This is a genomic window from Halomonas sp. AOP5-B2-8, assembly GCF_052376475.1.
GTDB classification, from domain to species: domain Bacteria; phylum Pseudomonadota; class Gammaproteobacteria; order Pseudomonadales; family Halomonadaceae; genus Vreelandella; species Vreelandella casei.
In genome coordinates, this window is record NZ_JBQSVS010000001.1 from 256,036 (window position 1) to 272,808 (window position 16,773).

Sequence of the window (16,773 nt, forward strand, 5' to 3'; positions counted from 1 at the left end):
TTGAACCGTTTGTTTTTGAACTGTTCGTTTTTGAATAACCTGCTCTCGAACCACCTGGAAACGATGCCATGCAACTCTCCGCTTTGACCGCTCTCTCCCCCGTTGACGGCCGCTACGCTTCTAAAGCTGCCGCACTGCGCGAACACTTCAGCGAATTCGGCCTGATCCGCGCCCGTGTGATTGTGGAAGTTCGCTGGCTACAGCGCCTGGCCGAGCAAGCTCAAATCACTGAAGTGCCGCCTCTTTCCACTGATGCGACGGCGTTTCTTGAGCAACTGATTACCGAATTCTCGCTCCTGGATGCCGAGCGCATCAAAGAAATCGAGCGCACCACCAATCACGACGTCAAAGCGGTTGAGTACTTCCTTAAAGAGAAGATTGCGGATCAGGCCGAGCTGCATGCGGTTACCGAGTTCATCCACTTCGCCTGCACCAGCGAAGACATCAATAACCTTTCCTACGGCGTGATGCTCAGCGACGGCCTTAAGGCCATGCTACCCACCATGCATGAAGTGGCTGACGACATTGCCAAATTGGCCATTGCCCATGCCGCCCAGCCGATGCTGTCGCGCACCCATGGTCAAACCGCTACGCCCACAACGCTGGGTAAAGAAATGGCGAACGTGGCGTACCGTCTTAAGCGCCAGCTAAAGCAGATTGAAGCAGTGGAAATGCTGGGTAAGATCAACGGTGCCGTGGGTAACTATAACGCCCACCTGACGACCTATCCTGAAGTCGACTGGGAAGCCAACGCGCGCACCTTTGTGGAAGGTTTAGGACTGACGTTCAATCCCTACACCACTCAGATCGAGCCACACGACTACATTGCCGAGCTGTTTGATGCCATCTGCCGCTTCAACACGATCCTGATCGACTTTGATCGCGACGTATGGGGCTATATCTCACTGGGCTACTTTAAGCAGCGCACGGTTGAAGGCGAAATTGGCTCTTCCACCATGCCGCATAAAGTTAACCCGATTGATTTTGAAAACTCTGAAGGCAACCTGGGTCTCGCCAATGCGATACTTGGCCACCTTTCTCAAAAACTGCCTATTTCTCGCTGGCAGCGCGACCTGACGGACTCCACCGTACTGCGTAACCTGGGCGTGGGTCTGGCGTATGGTTTAATTGCTTATCACGCCAGCCTAAAAGGCATCAGCAAGCTTGAAGCCAACCCGGAGCGCCTAGACACTGACCTGGATAACAGCTGGGAAGTGCTCGCAGAACCGATCCAAACAGTCATGCGCCGCTACGGCATCGAAAAGCCCTATGAAAAACTTAAGCAGTTAACGCGTGGCAAACGCATCGACCAGGCCGGTTTTGCCGCATTCATTGACTCCCTTGAGCTACCTGATGATGTCAAAACCGAACTGAAAGCGCTGTCACCGGCAAGCTACATTGGCAACGCTCAGGCACAGGCCGAAGCGCTGACAAAACAGCTCGGTTGCTTGTAACACCCTTTGCTGCGACCACCTCTTTCTCCAGCACGACAGGATACGCCATGAACCATCACGATAAGCCGCTAACCCTTCTGGGCGATCTTACCGCCGCAGATTTCTTAGCCAATTATTGGCAGCAAAAACCGCTGCTGATTCGTGGCGCCATGCCAGACTTTATCAGCCCCATCGAGGCCGACGAACTGGCAGGGCTTGCCTGTGAGCCTGGCGTAGAGGCTCGCCTAGTCGAGGAAGAAGGTCCGGACGGCCCTTGGCAGGTATCTCACGGCCCCTTTGATGAAGCCACCTTTGCACGGCTGCCGGAAACTAACTGGAGCCTGCTGGTTCAAGCGGTTGACCACTACGTGCCCGCCGTTGCAGCGCTAATGGATGAGTTTGATTTTTTACCGCGCTGGCGCCTTGATGACGTCATGATCAGCTATGCACCTCCTGGCGGCAACGTGGGCGCGCATATTGACCAATACGATGTCTTTTTGCTTCAGGCCAGCGGGCACCGTCGTTGGCAGCTAGGTGGCAAATTAACCGAAGATGCCCCGATCATCGCCGGTATTGATCTGCGCATCCTGCAAGAATTCACCATCGAGCCCGACTCAGACTGGGTGCTTGAACCGGGCGACATGCTGTACCTTCCCCCCGGCTGGGCGCACCACGGTGTCAGCCAAAGCGATGACTGCATGACTATTTCGCTCGGCTTTCGCGCGCCCTCTGCCGACGAAGCCATCACTTCTTATGCGGATTTTTTGGGCGAACAGCTTCCCGCATCCCAGCGCTATAGCGATGCGGGCATGGCGCCTGCAAATTTGACCGGCGAGCTAGACGATGCAGCCATTGAGCGTATGCGTCAGCTGATTGTGTCGACACTCGATAACCCGGTGCAGTTAGCGCAATGGTTTGGCCGCGTCATGACCCAGCCAAAATATGTTGATCAAGTTGTACCGCTTGAAACACCGCTGACCGAGGCGGCGCTTGTTGCTCAACTACAAGACGGCGAACCGCTTTATCACATGCCCGGCTCGCGCTTTGCTTGGCGCAGCGAAGCAGGCGGCACCACGCTGTTTGTCGATGGCGACAGCCACGCGTGTTCTGCTGAGCTAGCCCAGCGCTTAGCTGACGCAACCCCGATCTACGCCGAAGACCTTGAAATTGACGCTGCAGCAGCGCTGATTACACAGCTGGTAAACACCGGCAGCCTCGGCTTTATGAGCGATGAAGGCGACGACGAGGAGTATTAATGGCGATTGCCCACGTTAACTCTGGCGATTGGGAAACACTCGGCCCGGCTGCCAGTGAGATCCGCCGCCGAGTCTTTATTGACGAGCAAAGCGTGCCACAGGAAGAGGAATGGGACGGCCTTGACCCTGAGTGCCGGCACTTTCTAGCCATGCTTGACGGGCAGCCAGCAGGCACTGCCCGGCTGCTGCCAGATGCGCATATTGGTCGCGTTGCCGTGCTCGCTAACGCCCGAGGCACCGGCATTGGCGTACTGCTGATGAAGGCGGCGATTGAGGCGGCACGCCATGCGGGCCACTCTCAGGTAGCGCTTAGTGCCCAGGTTCATGCGCTGGCGTTTTATGAGCGGCTAGGTTTCGTCGCTCACGGTGATGAGTATATGGATGCGGGCATCCCACATCTCGATATGACGCTCTCACTGACGTAACAAGCCGCCGTAATCAATCTTTAGCACTGCCTCGGCAGTGCTTTTTTATGCCTGTTTGGCGAAAAACAACTACCTAAACCCGCCACAAACCCTCCCTTCCGCTACCCCCCTGTTGTCGGGTTACAACGCCCTGTGCACCCAAGTGTCAATTGTTGAATTGAGCATACTCACCGATAGTTGTTGCACTGCAGCGTTAAGGCAATGCGTTGCTAATTTGCGCAAGACCATTACGACTCAAGCCATCATTAAAGAGGGTATGCTCATGTCAGGACTACTCGACGATATCAAAGCCATGGCCCAACTACGCGAAGCACAGGGCGGCAAATGGGAAGCCATTAAACCTGAGTACGCCGCCCGAATGCGGGCTCAAAACCGCTTTCATACCGGCATCGACATTGCTCGCTACACCGCTAAAATCATGCGTGAGGATATGGCCGCCTATGACGCGGACACTGCGCAGTACACTCAATCGCTTGGCTGCTGGCACGGCTTTATTGGCCAGCAGAAGCTTATTTCGATCAAAAAACACTTTGGTACCACTAAACGTAGCTACCTCTACCTTTCTGGTTGGATGGTCGCCGCACTGCGCTCCGAGTTCGGCCCACTGCCTGATCAGTCGATGCACGAAAAGACCTCGGTCGCAGATCTCATTGCAGAACTTTATACGTTCTTGAAACAAGCCGATGCCTGGGAACTGAACCATCTTTTTCGCGCCTTGGGCGATGCTAAAGACGCGGGCAGTCGTGAGGAAGAACAGCGCCTGATCAGCAAAATCGACAATTATGAAACGCATATCGTGCCGATCATCGCCGATATCGATGCAGGCTTTGGCAATGCGGAAGCCACCTATCTGCTGGCCAAAAAATTCATCCAAGCGGGCGCCTGCTGTATCCAGCTAGAAAACCAGGTCTCTGATGAGAAGCAGTGTGGTCATCAGGACGGCAAAGTCACCGTCCCCCATGAAGACTTCCTAGCCAAAATAAACGCCGTGCGTTACGCCTTTTTAGAGCTGGGTATCGACGACGGCGTGATCGTGGCGCGCACCGACTCACTGGGCGCCGGTTTGACACAAAAAATTGCCGTTACGCGTGAACCCGGTGATCTCGGCGACCAGTACAACTGCTTCATAGACGGTGATGTGATTGAAAATGCTGCCGACATCAACAACGGCGATGTCGTCATCAAACAGAACGGCAAGCTGGTTAAACCTAAGCGGCTCGCCTCAGGCCTCTATCAGTTCAAGCCAGGCTCTGGCGAGGATCGCGTTATTCTGGACTGCATCACCAGCCTGCAAAATGGTGCGGACCTGCTGTGGATCGAAACCGAAAAGCCCCACGTTGGGCAAATTGCTAGCATGGTGAATCGTATCCGTGATGTCGTGCCGGATGCCAAGTTGGTTTACAACAACTCACCTTCGTTTAATTGGACGCTCAACTTCCGCCAGCAGGTGTTTGATGCTTGGCAAGAGGAAGGTAAAAACGTAGCGGCGTATCAGCGTGAAAAACTGATGAGCGCCGAGTACGACGACACCGAGCTTGGCCAACTAGCCGATGAATGGACCCGCAATTTCCAGCGTGACTCTTCTCGCGATGCGGGTATTTTCCACCACTTAATCACGCTGCCCACCTACCACACCGCCGCCCTGTCGACTGACAATCTGGCAAAAGGTTACTTCGGTGATGAAGGCATGCTGGCATACGTAAAGGGCGTGCAGCGTCAAGAAATCCGCCAAGGCATTGCCACGGTTCGCCATCAGGATATGGCCGGCTCCAACATTGGCGATGATCACAAAGAGTTTTTCCACGGCGATGCCGCGCTCAAAGCCGGTGGCAAAGACAACACCATGAATCAGTTTGGCTAATATAGACGTTTGATGCATTCATACGCTTATCGGAGCTTATAACAGGAGGCCTTGTGGTCTCCTGTTATAGTTATCGTGTAGTATTTGCACACTGCTTTCTTAATACGCTGTTACACTCTTGACTAAGCTATTTAGGGGCTATTATTTTTACGCATTGATCTTTTTAGATGATAGCTGGTCAAAGGTGGTAGTATCGGCTATCTTTAACGAACACTGTTCTATAACTGCAATCCACCTTTTGCCTACCTGTTGGTAGCAGCTATACGGGCGACAGTTACTCAAGACAGCTATTCAAGATAGTCATTCAAAATAGTTATTCAAATAGATATACCTTGGAGGTTTTAATGAAACGTCTTCTTCTTCCTGTTGCCGCAATGAGCATTCTTACGCTAGCGGGCTGTGCCAATACGTCTGGTTATTCTGGCGATGTCTATCGCGGAAGCCAAGCGCAAACGGGCCAAAACGTGACTTACGGCACGATCTCGGCGGTTCGTCAGGTACAGATTCAGGCTGAAAGCCGTGCGGGCGGGCTGCTGGGCACAGGTGGTGGCGCTATCATCGGTGGCCTTCTGGGCAGCCAAATTGGTGGCGGTTCAGGACGCCAGCTAGCCACCGTTGCCGGCGCACTGGGTGGCTCAGTAGCAGGTACTGCAGCGGAAGGCGGTGCTAACCGCGTAGCCGCGTTAGAAATGGAAATTCGCCGCGACGATGGCACTGACGTTGTCGTTGTACAGCGCGCGGATCATCCTTTCCAAGCGGGGCAGCGTGTACGTTTGATTGGTAATGGCGGCAGCATGAGCGTTGCGCCCTACTAACTAGTTGCGCCCTACTAACGAATAGTGACGGCTATTGAAGGCGATTTTTCACTAGCAGTTAAACGTTAGCAAAAAGCCCGGCCATCAATGATGGCCGGGCTTTTTTATCGAGTGCTACCAAGCGATGCTTAAAAGTTAGCCTTGTTGCCGGCCCAGCTTACTAGCGCCGAGACGCCCCAGCCGATAAGACATAGCAGTATCGCCACCAGCAGCATTTCAACTGGCTGCACCAGGGTCGTTGCGCCCAGCACCGCTAGCGTGATTACCCACAGGTAACGGTTATCACCGTCACTTTTCAAAAAGCCGGGCAGTACCTTATCTAGCCCCTGGCTAACGCCGTTGCTCCAGCGCTGATTGACAAAATATGCAATCAGGCAAAACGCGATAAGCCAAATAAAAAAAATCGTCATTGAGTGCTCCAAAATAATAGGGCAAAGGAAAAAGTGATGGTCGTAGGGTATCCCTGGTCACCCTAACGCGCAACACCGCCTAAAGGCTTGGATAGGAAAAAGCACCCTTACCCCCTGACAAGCCAGCACACACGCGTTACCATATTGGGACATGCACTCAGCTAAAGGTTATTCCATGCAAATTGCACAAAACTCGGTTGTCGCGTTCCACTACACACTGACCAACGATGCAGGTGAAGTGCTTGACAGTTCCGAAGGCCGTGAGCCGCTAACCTACCTCCATGGCGCTGGCAACATCATTCCGGGCCTTGAGAAGGAGCTGGAAGGTCGTGCAGCGGGCGAGAAACTTAATGTTGCAGTATCTCCAGCCGAAGGCTACGGCGAGCTGCAAGAAGAGCTGATGCAAGAAGTACCTCGCGATGCCTTCCAAGGCGTTGAGAGCATTGAGCCGGGCATGCAGTTCCAAGCCCAGACTCAAGGCGGACCACTAATGGTTACCGTCAAGAAAATTGAAGGCGATACGGTGGTTGTTGATGGCAATCACCCACTGGCTGGGCAGAATCTCAACTTTGACGTTGAAATCGCTGAAGTCCGCGATGCAAGCGCTGATGAAGTTGAGCACGGCCACGTGCACGGTGAAGGTGGCGTTGAGCACTAAGTGCCTCGCGATACCGATCAGAAAAAAGGTGACCCTCGGGTCACCTTTTTTTATGCCTATGATTAAGCAACCCCCGATTAAGCGTCTTCATCACTGGGGATCAGCATTAGCTGCCCGTGACGAACGCTTCTTGATGAAATCACTTCGGCCGCAAACTGTTTTAACGCGCTCCCCTGGCCCTTGAGCAGAGCAACTTCGAGGCAGCTGTCATGGTTAATATGCACATGCAACGTTGAAAGCATCAGGTGATGATGGTCGTGAGAATGACGCGTTAAACGCTTAGACAGCTCCCGGGCTGCATGGTCATAAACATACACCAGCGCACCCATACAAGGCGCGTCGGGCGCAGCCTCTTCCCTCACCTGCTTTAAACCGCTGCGCGTTAAGTCGCGAATCGCTTCAGAGCGGTTCTGGTAACCACGCTCATGCATTAGCGTATCCACTTCTGCGAGAAGCTCCTGGTCAAGCGTTACCGTTACACGCTGCATTCACGCCCCCTTTGCTGATTGGCTGTTCACATCCTGACGGTGTCGCCAGTATGATGTTATTGTAAAAACATCATACTGACGACATAAAGGATCAAGCGATGGCTAAACCATTTAGGCCTATCTTACTGGGCATTACGCTAAGTTGTTTAGCTGTCGCCAGTGGCGTACAGGCAAAAGAGCAGTTAATCCTGGCGATTGGTGGAGAGCCCGAGCAAGGCTTCGACCCGCTGCTGGGTTGGGGCCAGTACGGCAATCCACTGTTTCAGTCAACGCTACTCTCGCGCGGCAAGGATCTATCGCCACAGGCGGAGCTTGCCACCGAGTGGTCACTTTCAGACGATCGACTGACCTGGACACTCATACTGCGCGACGATGCCCGCTTTTCTGACGGCACGCCGCTCACCGCTGAAGACGTTGCCTATACCTTCAACACAGCGGCACGCGCAGGTGGCCGGGCTGACCTCAGCGCCCTTGAAGTAGCCACGGCGCTTGACGACCATACCGTGACGCTACGCCTGCAGGCTCCGCGTATAACGTTTATCGACCAGCTGCTGACACTCGGCATTGTGCCCAGTGCCGAGCGCGACAACGGATACAGCGAGCGCTATGGTCGGCATCCTATCGGCTCTGGACCTTATCAACTGGTTGAATGGCAGGAAGGCGAGCAGCTGATTGTTGAACGCAATCCTTATTTCTACGGCCCCGAACCCACCTTTGAACGACTGGTATTTCTATTTACCGGTGAGGATACCACGCTAAGCACCGCCCATGCGGGCCAGGTAGATATCGCCTCCGCCCCTGCCGCACTGGCCTCCAACCTGCCGGCGCATATGAATCGAACCATCATGCAAAGCGTCGATAACCGCGGCATTCTTTTTCCCATGCAGCCAGCGAGTGGCGAGCAAGCGGCCTCTGGGGCACCCATTGGCAATGACGTAACCGCTGATATTGCCATTCGCCAGGCGATCAATTTAGCCGTTGACCGCGACACATTGGTCGACGTGGCGCTTCATGGGTTTGGTCGGCCGGCGTTTGGCCCAGCCGACGGCCTGCCTTGGAGCGCGGAAGAAGAGCAAATAGCAGCACCAGACCTCACCCTCGCCGCTGAGATTCTCGACGACGCAGGCTGGGAGCTGGGTGATGACGGCGTGCGCCATAAGGATGGCCTGCCTGCACGTTTCAGGCTCACCTACCCTTCAAGTGATACCACCCGGCAGCTACTTTCGGAAGTAAGCGCTGAGATGGTTCGCGCTTTGGGCATAGACATGCAGCCCATCGGCCGTCACTGGGATGAAATCAAGCGTGAGGCGCTGCACCGGGATGCCATCATGCTTGGCTTTGGCAGCCACAGCCCTCAAGAGATTTACTACCTTTTTCACAGTCAGCATGCGGGCAACGGTTTCTATAACAGCGGTTTCTACGCCAATGCTGAGGTTGATGCCAATCTTGACGCCGCCCAAGCGGCCGAGAGCGTTGCACAAGCCAACGAGCACTGGCGCGCAGCCCAGTGGGACGGCACAACAGGCTACGGCGTTCGCGGTGATGCTAGCTGGGCGTGGCTAGTCAACCTTGAACATGTCTACTTTACCAACACCTGCTTGGATGTGGGTGAGCTAGGCATCGCCCCGCATGGGCACGGCTGGCCGATCACTAGCAATCTGCTTGAATGGCGCTGGACGTGCGACTGATTAATTTCATAACGCAGGAATTAGCGCAGGGATTAGCCAAGCGTTTAGCACGCCTAACGCTGGTATTACTCTGCGTGGCATTGGTGTCATTTGGACTGATGATGGCTTCGCCAATTGATCCCATTGATGCCTACTTAGGCCCCCAAATGGCTCAGGTTAGCCCTGAACAGCGCGAGCTAATTGCCCAGCGCTGGGGGTTTGACGCGCCGCCTGTCGTGCAGTTTAGCCACTGGCTGCGCCAATTAGTAAGCGGCGACCTAGGCTGGAGCCATGTGTATAACCAGCCGGTCAGCGAGGTCATCGGCCAGCGCTTTCAGCGCTCCATTGCCCTGCTCGGCGGCGCCTGGCTATTGTCAGCACTGCTAGGCTTTAGCCTGGGCGTTGTGGCTGGCGCCAAGGAGGGCTCAACGCTGGATAAGATCATCAGCACTTACGCCTATATCACCGCCTCTACCCCCGCTTTTTGGCTGGCGATACTCGCAGTGCTGTTGTTTTCGGTATTTTTGGGCTGGACGCCCACTTGTTGCGCAGGCCCGACAGGCATCTTGAGTCAGCAGGTGTCGCTCGCTCAGCGCTTGCATCATCTCGTGCTGCCTATCGCCACGTTGGCACTGCTGGGCATCGCCAATATAACGCTGCACACGCGCCATCGCATGCTTGAATTCATGCGCTCAGAGGTGGCCACCCATGCCTTCGCCCAAGGCGCTAGCCGACTTGATGTGGCGTGGCGACACGGCATACGCCATGCATGCTTACCGGCAATTACGCTAGCGTTTGCATCCCTGGGCGAGCTGTTTGGCGGCTCTATCTTAATTGAGCAAGTATTCGCCTATCCTGGCCTGGGTCAGGCCACGGTGGCCGCTGGCCTGCGCAGCGACATCCCGCTCCTACTGGGCATTGCGCTGTTTACCGCTCTATTTGTCAGCATTGGCAATCTAATGGCCGATAGCCTTTACGGCATTATTGACCCGCGCATCAAGCTGGGTGACCTATGATCCGCCATCAGCCGCGCCTGCGCGCCCTGCTCAGCGCGGGCATCACCCTACTGCTCATTATGGGGCTCATCGCCAGCCAGTGGCTGCTGGGAGACACTCCTCAGCAGATGCAGTTTGATGCACGGCTAGCACCGCCGAGCCTTGCTCATTGGTTTGGTACCGATGCGCTAGGGCGAGAGCTGTGGGCGCGCACTCTGGCGGGGCTTTCCATTAGCTTTTGGGTAGGCTGCCTAGCAGCGCTGCTGAGCACGCTGATTGCATTAAGCCTGGCGGCATTGGCCACGCTGTCTCGGCGTCTCGATGCGCTGGTCAGCCTGCTGATAGATACGCTGCTTAGCGTGCCGCATCTTATTCTATTAATGCTCATCGCCTTTGCCCTTGGCGGAGGCACTCAGGCAGTGATTATCGCAGTTGCCGCCACCCACTGGCCGAGCTTAGCCCGCGTGCTGCGCGCTGAGCTACTGCACTTACGCCGGGCGCCCTACGTGCGCATTTCTCGTGCGCTAGGCAAGTCACGCTGGTTTGTACTGCATAGCCATTTACTACCTCACCTGCTTCCCCACTGTCTGATCGGCGCTTTGCTGCTATTTCCTCACGCAATCTTGCACGAAGCGGCGTTAACGTTTTTAGGCTTTGGCCTAAGCCCTAGCCAACCCGCTGTTGGCGTACTGCTGGCTGAAGCCATGCGTTACCTAACGGGCGGCTATTGGTGGCTTGGGGTATTTCCTGGGTTAGGTCTACTCATCATGGTGCTGTGTTTTGAGCGCCTGGGCAGCAATCTACGGCGAGCGCTATAGCGCTTTTAAAACAACGGCTGACAAGAGGCTTGCCATGTTAACCATTGAACAGCTATCGCTACGCATTCCCCACTACGGAACGGGGTATGCCGCCTGGTGGAAGCGTAGCTGGGCGACCTGCTTAGATAGCCTATCGCTGCACTTTTTGACAGGCGAGGTACATGCAGTGGTAGGCGCCTCGGGCGCCGGAAAGAGCTTGCTGGCATATGCCATCATGGGGCTGCTGCCAGCATCGGTACGGCTCAACGGCCAGCTTTGCTATCAAGGGCAACTTCTCGACAAACGAAGCCAGCAAACGCTGCGTGGCCGTGAACTAGCGCTTATCCCGCAATCGCTGAACGCTCTGGACCCGCTGGTACGCACCCAGCGTCAAGTGGCCTGGGCAGCCGAGCGCGCAGGCCAGTCTTCGGGAAGCGCCCGGCAATCCGCTCGGCAAGCGCTGGGCCACTACCAGCTAGATACTCGCGCTCAGCAGGCCTACGCTCATGAGCTTTCAGGTGGCATGGCACGCCGCGTTCTAACAGCCATGGCGCACGTTAGCCAGGCGCAGCTAGTGATTGCCGATGAGCCTACCGTGGGCCTTGATCCACATCAGCGCCAGCGCGTGCTGGCAGCGCTAAGAGACTTGGCAGACCAAGGCAAAACCGTCATTTTAATCACGCATGATCTTCGCCACGCTCTACCGATTGCCGACCGCGTCACTATTATGCGCAGCGGCAAGCTGATTGAAACCGCTCCGGCTCGCGCCTTTCAGGGCACCGGCCGCTCGCTCACCAACGCCTATTCCCAGGCACTGTGGCTAGCGCTACCCGACAATGCGTTTACGCTCCCCCAACCTTGCGCAGCATCTATCGCCGATAAAGCCGCCGCCATCAAGGCACAACAGGAGATCAGCATTGCTTAATGCGCATCAGTTTAGTTTTCAATTTACAGCCGGGGTGCCGCTGCTGCAGAACGTTTCCCTAGCGATAGAGGCTGGGCAGTGGGTAGGGCTAAGCGGCGACTCTGGGGCGGGAAAATCAACGCTAGGAAAACTGCTGGCAGGCTATTTAACCCCGCACAAGGGCAATGTCATTCTGGACGATGCGACACTTCCCACAAGCGGCGTGCAGCCCGTGCAGTGGCTACCGCAGTCGCCGGAGCTTGCGGTTAATCCGCGCTGGCGGGTGGCTAAAATATTACGTGAAGCCTGGACGCCCTCTGAGGCGCAGTGCCAAGCGTTTGGCGTGCAGCCCCACTGGCTATCGCGATTTCCCCACGCGCTTTCGGGAGGCGAGTTACAGCGGGTTTGCGTGCTACGCGCCCTGGCACCAGGGGTGCGTTTTTTGGTTGCCGATGAAATCTCGACTATGCTCGACCCCATCACTCAGGTTGAGCTTTGGCAGGCTTTAAAGCAGGAGGCGGAACAACGCCGCCTTGGTGTGCTAGTGATTAGCCACGATACTGCGCTACTGAAACGGCTATGCACACAGCGCTATCACTTAAGCAATGCTCAGCTTACGCCTATCAGCTAGCGGCCTGACGGCGTTCGAAACGCCATAGTCCAAAAGCAATCGTCAGCGTAATGCTCAGCAATAGCCATGACCCTACGGCAACGCCTGACCAACCGGCCCAGCGCCAGAATGGCTCTAGCCAGAATCCCCCAAGGCTTGCCCCCGTATAATAGAACACCAGATACAGCGCTGAAGCACTGCCGCGGGCTCCCTGGGCATAACGCCCCACCCAGCTAGAGGCCAGTGAGTGGGTTAAGAAAAAGCCAAAGGCGTTAACGCTTAGTCCAACGATAATCAGCACCAGCGATTCCGACAACGTGATGGCAGTACCCAGCATCAAGATCATCACCCCTACCATCATGCACGTCGCGGGTGAAAAACGTCCGGCTAAACGTCCTGACATCATGGAACCAAAGGTGCCTCCCAGATAGGTCAAGAAAATCAGCCCCAGGCCGCTGGCCGCCAGCGTGTAGGGCTCGTCGGCCAGCCGGAAGGTGATATAGCTGTATTGATTAATAAAGATTAAAAAGTTGATGCCACCCAAGCAGTAGGCGGCGAGCAGTATCGGACTACGCAAATGCCCCAGTAGATCACTGGCCGCTTTACGCAGCTCAAAACGCTGAGGTACAAACGCGCGGCTGTTAGGCAGCAGGCGCCAAAACACCACGCAGCCAACCAGGGTAATGATGCCTACGGCTAAAAAAGCAGCGGTAGGGCCGCCTATCTCGGCGGCGGCACCGCCCACAATTCGCCCGCTAATACCGCCGAGCGAATTAGCGCCGATATAAAGCCCCACGGCACTTAGCAGCGCGGGCTTTTCAAACTCATCACCCATCCAGGCAATCGCGACGGCCGGCAGCCCGCCCAGCACAAACCCCTGCACTAAGCGCAGCAGTAACAAGCTTTCAAAAGTAGGCGCGAAGGCCAAAGCAAGAGAGCAGCCGCCTGCCAGCAGCAGGGTAATACGCATAATGCTTTCGCGGCCAATAGCATCTGAAAGCGGCCCAAAGACCAGTAGTGCCAAGGCAAGAGAAAGCGTCGAGACCGACATGAGTAGACTAACGCAGAGGGTAGAGACATCGTAGGTCTCTTTTAGCCCTGGCAACAGCGGTTGGGGAGCGTATAAATTGATAAAAACGAGAAAAGAACCCAGGCAAAGCGCCAAGGTAGCGCGCCACCAGGCGCGCGTTTTGGCTTCAATCATGCCATTCCTAAAGTAAGCGGCGTTTGGCTACTAGAAATTACTGCCTAACTGAGCCAAATGGGTTGGCTCCAGCGCCCGGCGTGCCTGCCAGTAGTAGCGCTGCCAGTAACTATTATCCAAGCTGGAAATAATTACCCCTTTTGACGTTGAGGCATGGAGAAAATAGCCATCGCCTACGTAAATGCCCACGTGGTTATAGCGGCCCGGGGGACTGAAGAACACCAGATCGCCCGCCTGTAACTCTTGGCGGTCGATCGAGCGTCCCTCGTGTACTTGACCACGGGTGGAGCGCGGCAACTCTAAATTGAAAGTATCTCGGTAAACATTGCGAACCAGGGCAGAGCAGTCAATGCCTCTTTCCGACGTGCCGCCAATGCGGTAGGGCGTTCCTGCCCATCGCTGGTGCTGTGCCAGAAGTGCCTCGCGAACAACCGTTGGTGGCGGAACTTGCTGACTAAGCAGTTGAGCATTGATGGGATCAATCGGCGACATTTGCGGATTGGCCCCTATTCCCGGCAACGACATAGAGAAGTAGTTCTCAGGCGCTTGCATGTTGCTCTGTCGAGAAGACCCCGCACAGCCAGCCACCAATGTAACTAAAAAACAGACACTTGCAACACGGACAGCGGTCACAGCGGGGCGTGGCAACGCAACCATGCGATTAACCTCAAGACATGTATAGGAGTATGATATGACAAAACTAATTTTTTCAACGCACGACTATAAGCTAGTTATCATGTGTTTGGCGAGCATCAATGTAAGGTACGTTGATCGCCCGGCAACGTATCGATATGTAAGGGTGCAAAATGGCGCGGTTTATTACCTGGAAAATCCAGGCTCACCCACGGCCCTGCCAAAACGGGCGCACCGCAAACCCAGGCCACTAACGCCTGACGAAAACCGGCTAAAAAGCTTTCGCGTTCAGGGGTTTCGCCCATAAAAAACGAGAAACCTGCGTACATCCCCTTCGCATATTCCTGCCAGCCCGCGTAATGGTTCGCGGCCAGCGGGTAGGCGCTGTCCAGCACCGTCGCAAAGGCTTGGCCGTCTAACCAACCAAGCTGCCGGGCGGCAATCGCCAAGTCAACCAGCTGGGCAATGTCCCACGCCGCCATATCGACATCATTACAGCTATCTTCATTGTCGCGAACGCGGCGTAAGCGCAGCAAATGATGGCGCTCATCTTCAGCGCAGTCGCCGGATTCCAAAATGGCGATTTCGGCATCCAACCGCTCGGGGTTCAGCGTGTAGGGCGCGTAGTTAATCTGATATTCCTGACGATCGCCAGACTCCAGCATATAGGCCAGGAACTCTTGCATATCGTCAGCGCTGTTCAAATGGTAATGGCTGTCCACCCACTCCCGGATTTCAGCGCACTCGCGCACGCTTTCAGGCTGAGGCTCGCTCCATACAGCGCTATTCAACGGCCCTACCAGCGACATTGCAGTGAAGTGACTTAAGGTGGGCCGGCTGCCCGGCTCGCACCATGCATCATGGCGCCAGTCCAGCCAGTGAAACAGGCTGCCGGGGTCTTCAATGTGCCAAATAATTTCATTGATTAGCGAGGCATGCTCAGGCTCTGGCAGGCAGCTTTCCCAGGCAAACCATGCCTCTAGCAGGCGCTTTGCATTGGGATAAAAACGACACAGGCAGCTGCGTAATTCGCTGGCGTACGCCATTAATGGCTCACGCTCTAACAGCCCGCTATCCAGCGACATGTGCAGGTAGAAAGCGAATTTCTCGGCCATGTGAATAGTCGCCGCATGGCGGCTGACACCCTTAACCGCATTGCGCTGCTTAAGCTCTTCAGGGGTCGGCTGCCCAAACCAGCTTTGCGACGGTGGCAGCACGCCGTGGACGGCATCGGCGGCTAGCTGATTGAGGTGATGCGCCTGCGCCGGTAGCCAGTAACGCGCTAACGCACCGGCCCCCTCATCGGCATAAAGATCTAAAGACTCCTGCAAATACAGCGCCGCATCGGCGCGCTGCTCTTCGGCAAGCGCGGCGGAAGGATCTATCTGACGCAGCATGACATCGGGTTCGCGAACGCCTGCCAGCGCTAAAAGCCAGTGATGAGAGGTATTACGCCACTGACGAATACGAGCTTGCGAGGCCTTGCGCGTCGTTTCATCTAACAATTTGTTGGGTGCCGTCTGCCACGGACTATGGCCGCTATGAAGCAGCAGCTGATGCCGTTCGCTGGGCGTTTTATCGCGTCTATCAATCCCATCAAACAGGCTCTGCCCTCGCCCGTAAGCATCAACAAGCGCCTGCCAGTCAGGGTAGCGGACGCTAATTAAATCGGCGGCGTGGCCCGCTAGGTCATCGGCTTCATCCTGACTAAGCCAGCCACAGCAGGCGCCCGCCCAGGCGAGCTCCACCAAACGCATCCAGTCCCAGGCCGCCCACTCTAATGGCTCGGCTTGGGTAACAAACTGATTCAACACCGGCGCATAGGGTGACTCTTCTACCACGCTGCGCTGCCATTCCATGCGCTGCGCATTATCCATACCCAATAACTCACGCGCTTCGATATCCCAGCGCTGACGCTCACCCTGCGCGCCGAGCCAAAGCATCGCACCGAGCAGTGCGTCACGATCACGCACATCCCACACGTGGGCCAGCCACTCGGTGGCATCAGGCCAGTCCGCTTGACTAGCAGGATAGGCAATAATCGGCCGAAATAGCGCGCATAGCCGCCAGCTTTGCGCCTGAGGCTGCTGGGGCCACAGCGGCGACGGAGCCGAGCATTGATTTAAAGCACGTTCAAGCGAGCCCCACGTAATACCTTCGCCGTTAGTTTCAAGGTTCGCCAATGTCTGGCAGGCATCCATAAAGCGATCGTCGGCGCCAAACTCCCAGCCTCGTGCACCTAGCGAACGACGCAGGTCGGCCAGCCACGCACGTAAATCGCTGTAGTCACTGGTAATACGACGTGTTAAATGATGCGCCCAGGCTTGCGCTTGGCTGGGCTCAAGCCAGCCCGCGGCGCCGGCTAGGGCGGCCCATTCCAGGCCGCCAAGTAAACGGTCAGCCCGACCTGCAGGGGCACCTAGGCCGTGAAACAGCTGTTCGGCCAGCTCTCCACGGCCGGTAATCCCTAATTGCAGCAGGCGCTGCTCCGCCGCTCCTGCGTCGACCGCCAGCGGATGAGAAGTAACCGCCCAATCGCACAGCAAAAGCTGCTGGGCCCACCAGGCATTTAACGCGTCGGTCAAGAGGCACCTCGAGAAAACACAATGTCGCCAGC

Annotated in this window: 16 protein-coding genes; 11 read left to right on the top strand and 5 right to left on the bottom strand. The window is 55.9% G+C overall.

The genetic code is table 11. The features are described from left to right. The first annotated feature begins 68 nt into the window (after positions 1 to 68). The 5 genes from purB to ACT3RP_RS01140 all read left to right on the top strand — a co-directional run bounded on the left by purB (position 69) and on the right by ACT3RP_RS01140 (position 5,790). The gene (gene purB, locus ACT3RP_RS01120; RefSeq protein WP_441685604.1) at positions 69 to 1,454 is read left to right on the top strand and encodes an adenylosuccinate lyase; all 1,386 of its coding nucleotides are present in this window, start codon (positions 69 to 71) and stop codon (positions 1,452 to 1,454) included. A gap of 47 nt (positions 1,455 to 1,501) precedes the next feature. Beyond that, positions 1,502 to 2,689, top strand: a complete 1,188-nt coding sequence (locus tag ACT3RP_RS01125) for a cupin domain-containing protein (RefSeq protein ID WP_096281392.1) — start codon at positions 1,502 to 1,504, stop codon at positions 2,687 to 2,689. After that, entirely contained in the window at positions 2,689 to 3,114 is a 426-nt protein-coding gene (locus ACT3RP_RS01130; RefSeq protein WP_096281394.1) for a GNAT family N-acetyltransferase, read from the top strand. Before ACT3RP_RS01125 ends, ACT3RP_RS01130 begins: the two co-directional genes overlap by 1 nt. A gap of 262 nt (positions 3,115 to 3,376) precedes the next feature. Then, positions 3,377 to 4,975, top strand: coding sequence for an isocitrate lyase (locus tag ACT3RP_RS01135; protein ID WP_096281396.1), 1,599 nt, complete (start codon positions 3,377 to 3,379; stop codon positions 4,973 to 4,975). 344 nt (positions 4,976 to 5,319) lie between these two features. Next, positions 5,320 to 5,790 carry an outer membrane lipoprotein gene (locus ACT3RP_RS01140; RefSeq protein ID WP_096281398.1) on the top strand — a complete coding sequence of 157 codons (471 nt, stop codon included), beginning with the start codon at positions 5,320 to 5,322 and terminating at the stop codon, positions 5,788 to 5,790. A gap of 128 nt (positions 5,791 to 5,918) precedes the next feature. On the opposite strand, the gene ACT3RP_RS01145 is transcribed toward ACT3RP_RS01140, so the two are convergent. Beyond that, the gene (locus ACT3RP_RS01145; RefSeq protein WP_096281400.1) at positions 5,919 to 6,200 is read right to left on the bottom strand and encodes a hypothetical protein; all 282 of its coding nucleotides are present in this window, start codon (positions 6,198 to 6,200) and stop codon (positions 5,919 to 5,921) included. Positions 6,201 to 6,375: 175 nt separating this feature from the next. On the opposite strand from ACT3RP_RS01145, the gene ACT3RP_RS01150 reads away from it, so the two are divergent. Continuing rightward, entirely contained in the window at positions 6,376 to 6,858 is a 483-nt protein-coding gene (locus tag ACT3RP_RS01150) for an FKBP-type peptidyl-prolyl cis-trans isomerase (protein WP_096281402.1), read from the top strand. Positions 6,859 to 6,935: 77 nt separating this feature from the next. Here ACT3RP_RS01150 and nikR read toward each other — a convergent pair whose 3' ends face one another. Next, on the bottom strand, positions 6,936 to 7,346 hold the full coding sequence (gene nikR / locus ACT3RP_RS01155; RefSeq protein ID WP_096281404.1) for a nickel-responsive transcriptional regulator NikR: 411 nt from the start codon (positions 7,344 to 7,346) through the stop codon (positions 6,936 to 6,938). Positions 7,347 to 7,444: 98 nt separating this feature from the next. Here nikR and ACT3RP_RS01160 point away from each other — a divergent pair, with 98 nt between their 5' ends. From ACT3RP_RS01160 to ACT3RP_RS01180, 5 genes are read left to right on the top strand one after another with little or no spacing between them, the layout of a single operon-like run. Next, positions 7,445 to 9,034: an ABC transporter substrate-binding protein gene (locus ACT3RP_RS01160; RefSeq protein WP_483393064.1), complete on the top strand. Its 1,590-nt coding sequence runs from the start codon at positions 7,445 to 7,447 to the stop codon at positions 9,032 to 9,034. Next, on the top strand, positions 9,013 to 10,029 hold the full coding sequence (locus tag ACT3RP_RS01165) for an ABC transporter permease (protein ID WP_483393065.1): 1,017 nt from the start codon (positions 9,013 to 9,015) through the stop codon (positions 10,027 to 10,029). Before ACT3RP_RS01160 ends, ACT3RP_RS01165 begins: the two co-directional genes overlap by 22 nt. Next, a complete protein-coding gene (locus tag ACT3RP_RS01170) occupies positions 10,026 to 10,826 on the top strand; it encodes an ABC transporter permease (protein ID WP_483393066.1) in 801 nt (266 codons plus the stop codon). Before ACT3RP_RS01165 ends, ACT3RP_RS01170 begins: the two co-directional genes overlap by 4 nt. 34 nt (positions 10,827 to 10,860) lie before the next feature. Next, positions 10,861 to 11,730, top strand: a complete 870-nt coding sequence (locus ACT3RP_RS01175; protein ID WP_483393067.1) for an ATP-binding cassette domain-containing protein — start codon at positions 10,861 to 10,863, stop codon at positions 11,728 to 11,730. Continuing rightward, entirely contained in the window at positions 11,723 to 12,340 is a 618-nt protein-coding gene (locus ACT3RP_RS01180; RefSeq protein ID WP_483393068.1) for an ABC transporter ATP-binding protein, read from the top strand. Before ACT3RP_RS01175 ends, ACT3RP_RS01180 begins: the two co-directional genes overlap by 8 nt. Here the strand turns inward: ACT3RP_RS01180 and ACT3RP_RS01185 are convergent. From ACT3RP_RS01185 to ACT3RP_RS01195, 3 genes are all read right to left on the bottom strand, one after another. Next, positions 12,333 to 13,523, bottom strand: coding sequence for an MFS transporter (locus tag ACT3RP_RS01185; protein WP_483393069.1), 1,191 nt, complete (start codon positions 13,521 to 13,523; stop codon positions 12,333 to 12,335). The two genes, ACT3RP_RS01180 and ACT3RP_RS01185, sit on opposite strands and share 8 nt — an antisense overlap. A gap of 30 nt (positions 13,524 to 13,553) precedes the next feature. Next, entirely contained in the window at positions 13,554 to 14,075 is a 522-nt protein-coding gene (locus ACT3RP_RS01190) for a C40 family peptidase (RefSeq protein ID WP_096281419.1), read from the bottom strand. A 200-nt stretch (positions 14,076 to 14,275) separates the two neighbouring features. Further along, complete coding sequence (locus ACT3RP_RS01195) at positions 14,276 to 16,741, bottom strand: DUF1266 domain-containing protein (RefSeq protein ID WP_483393070.1); 2,466 nt, start codon at positions 16,739 to 16,741, stop codon at positions 14,276 to 14,278. Between the last annotated feature and the right edge of the window lie 32 nt (positions 16,742 to 16,773).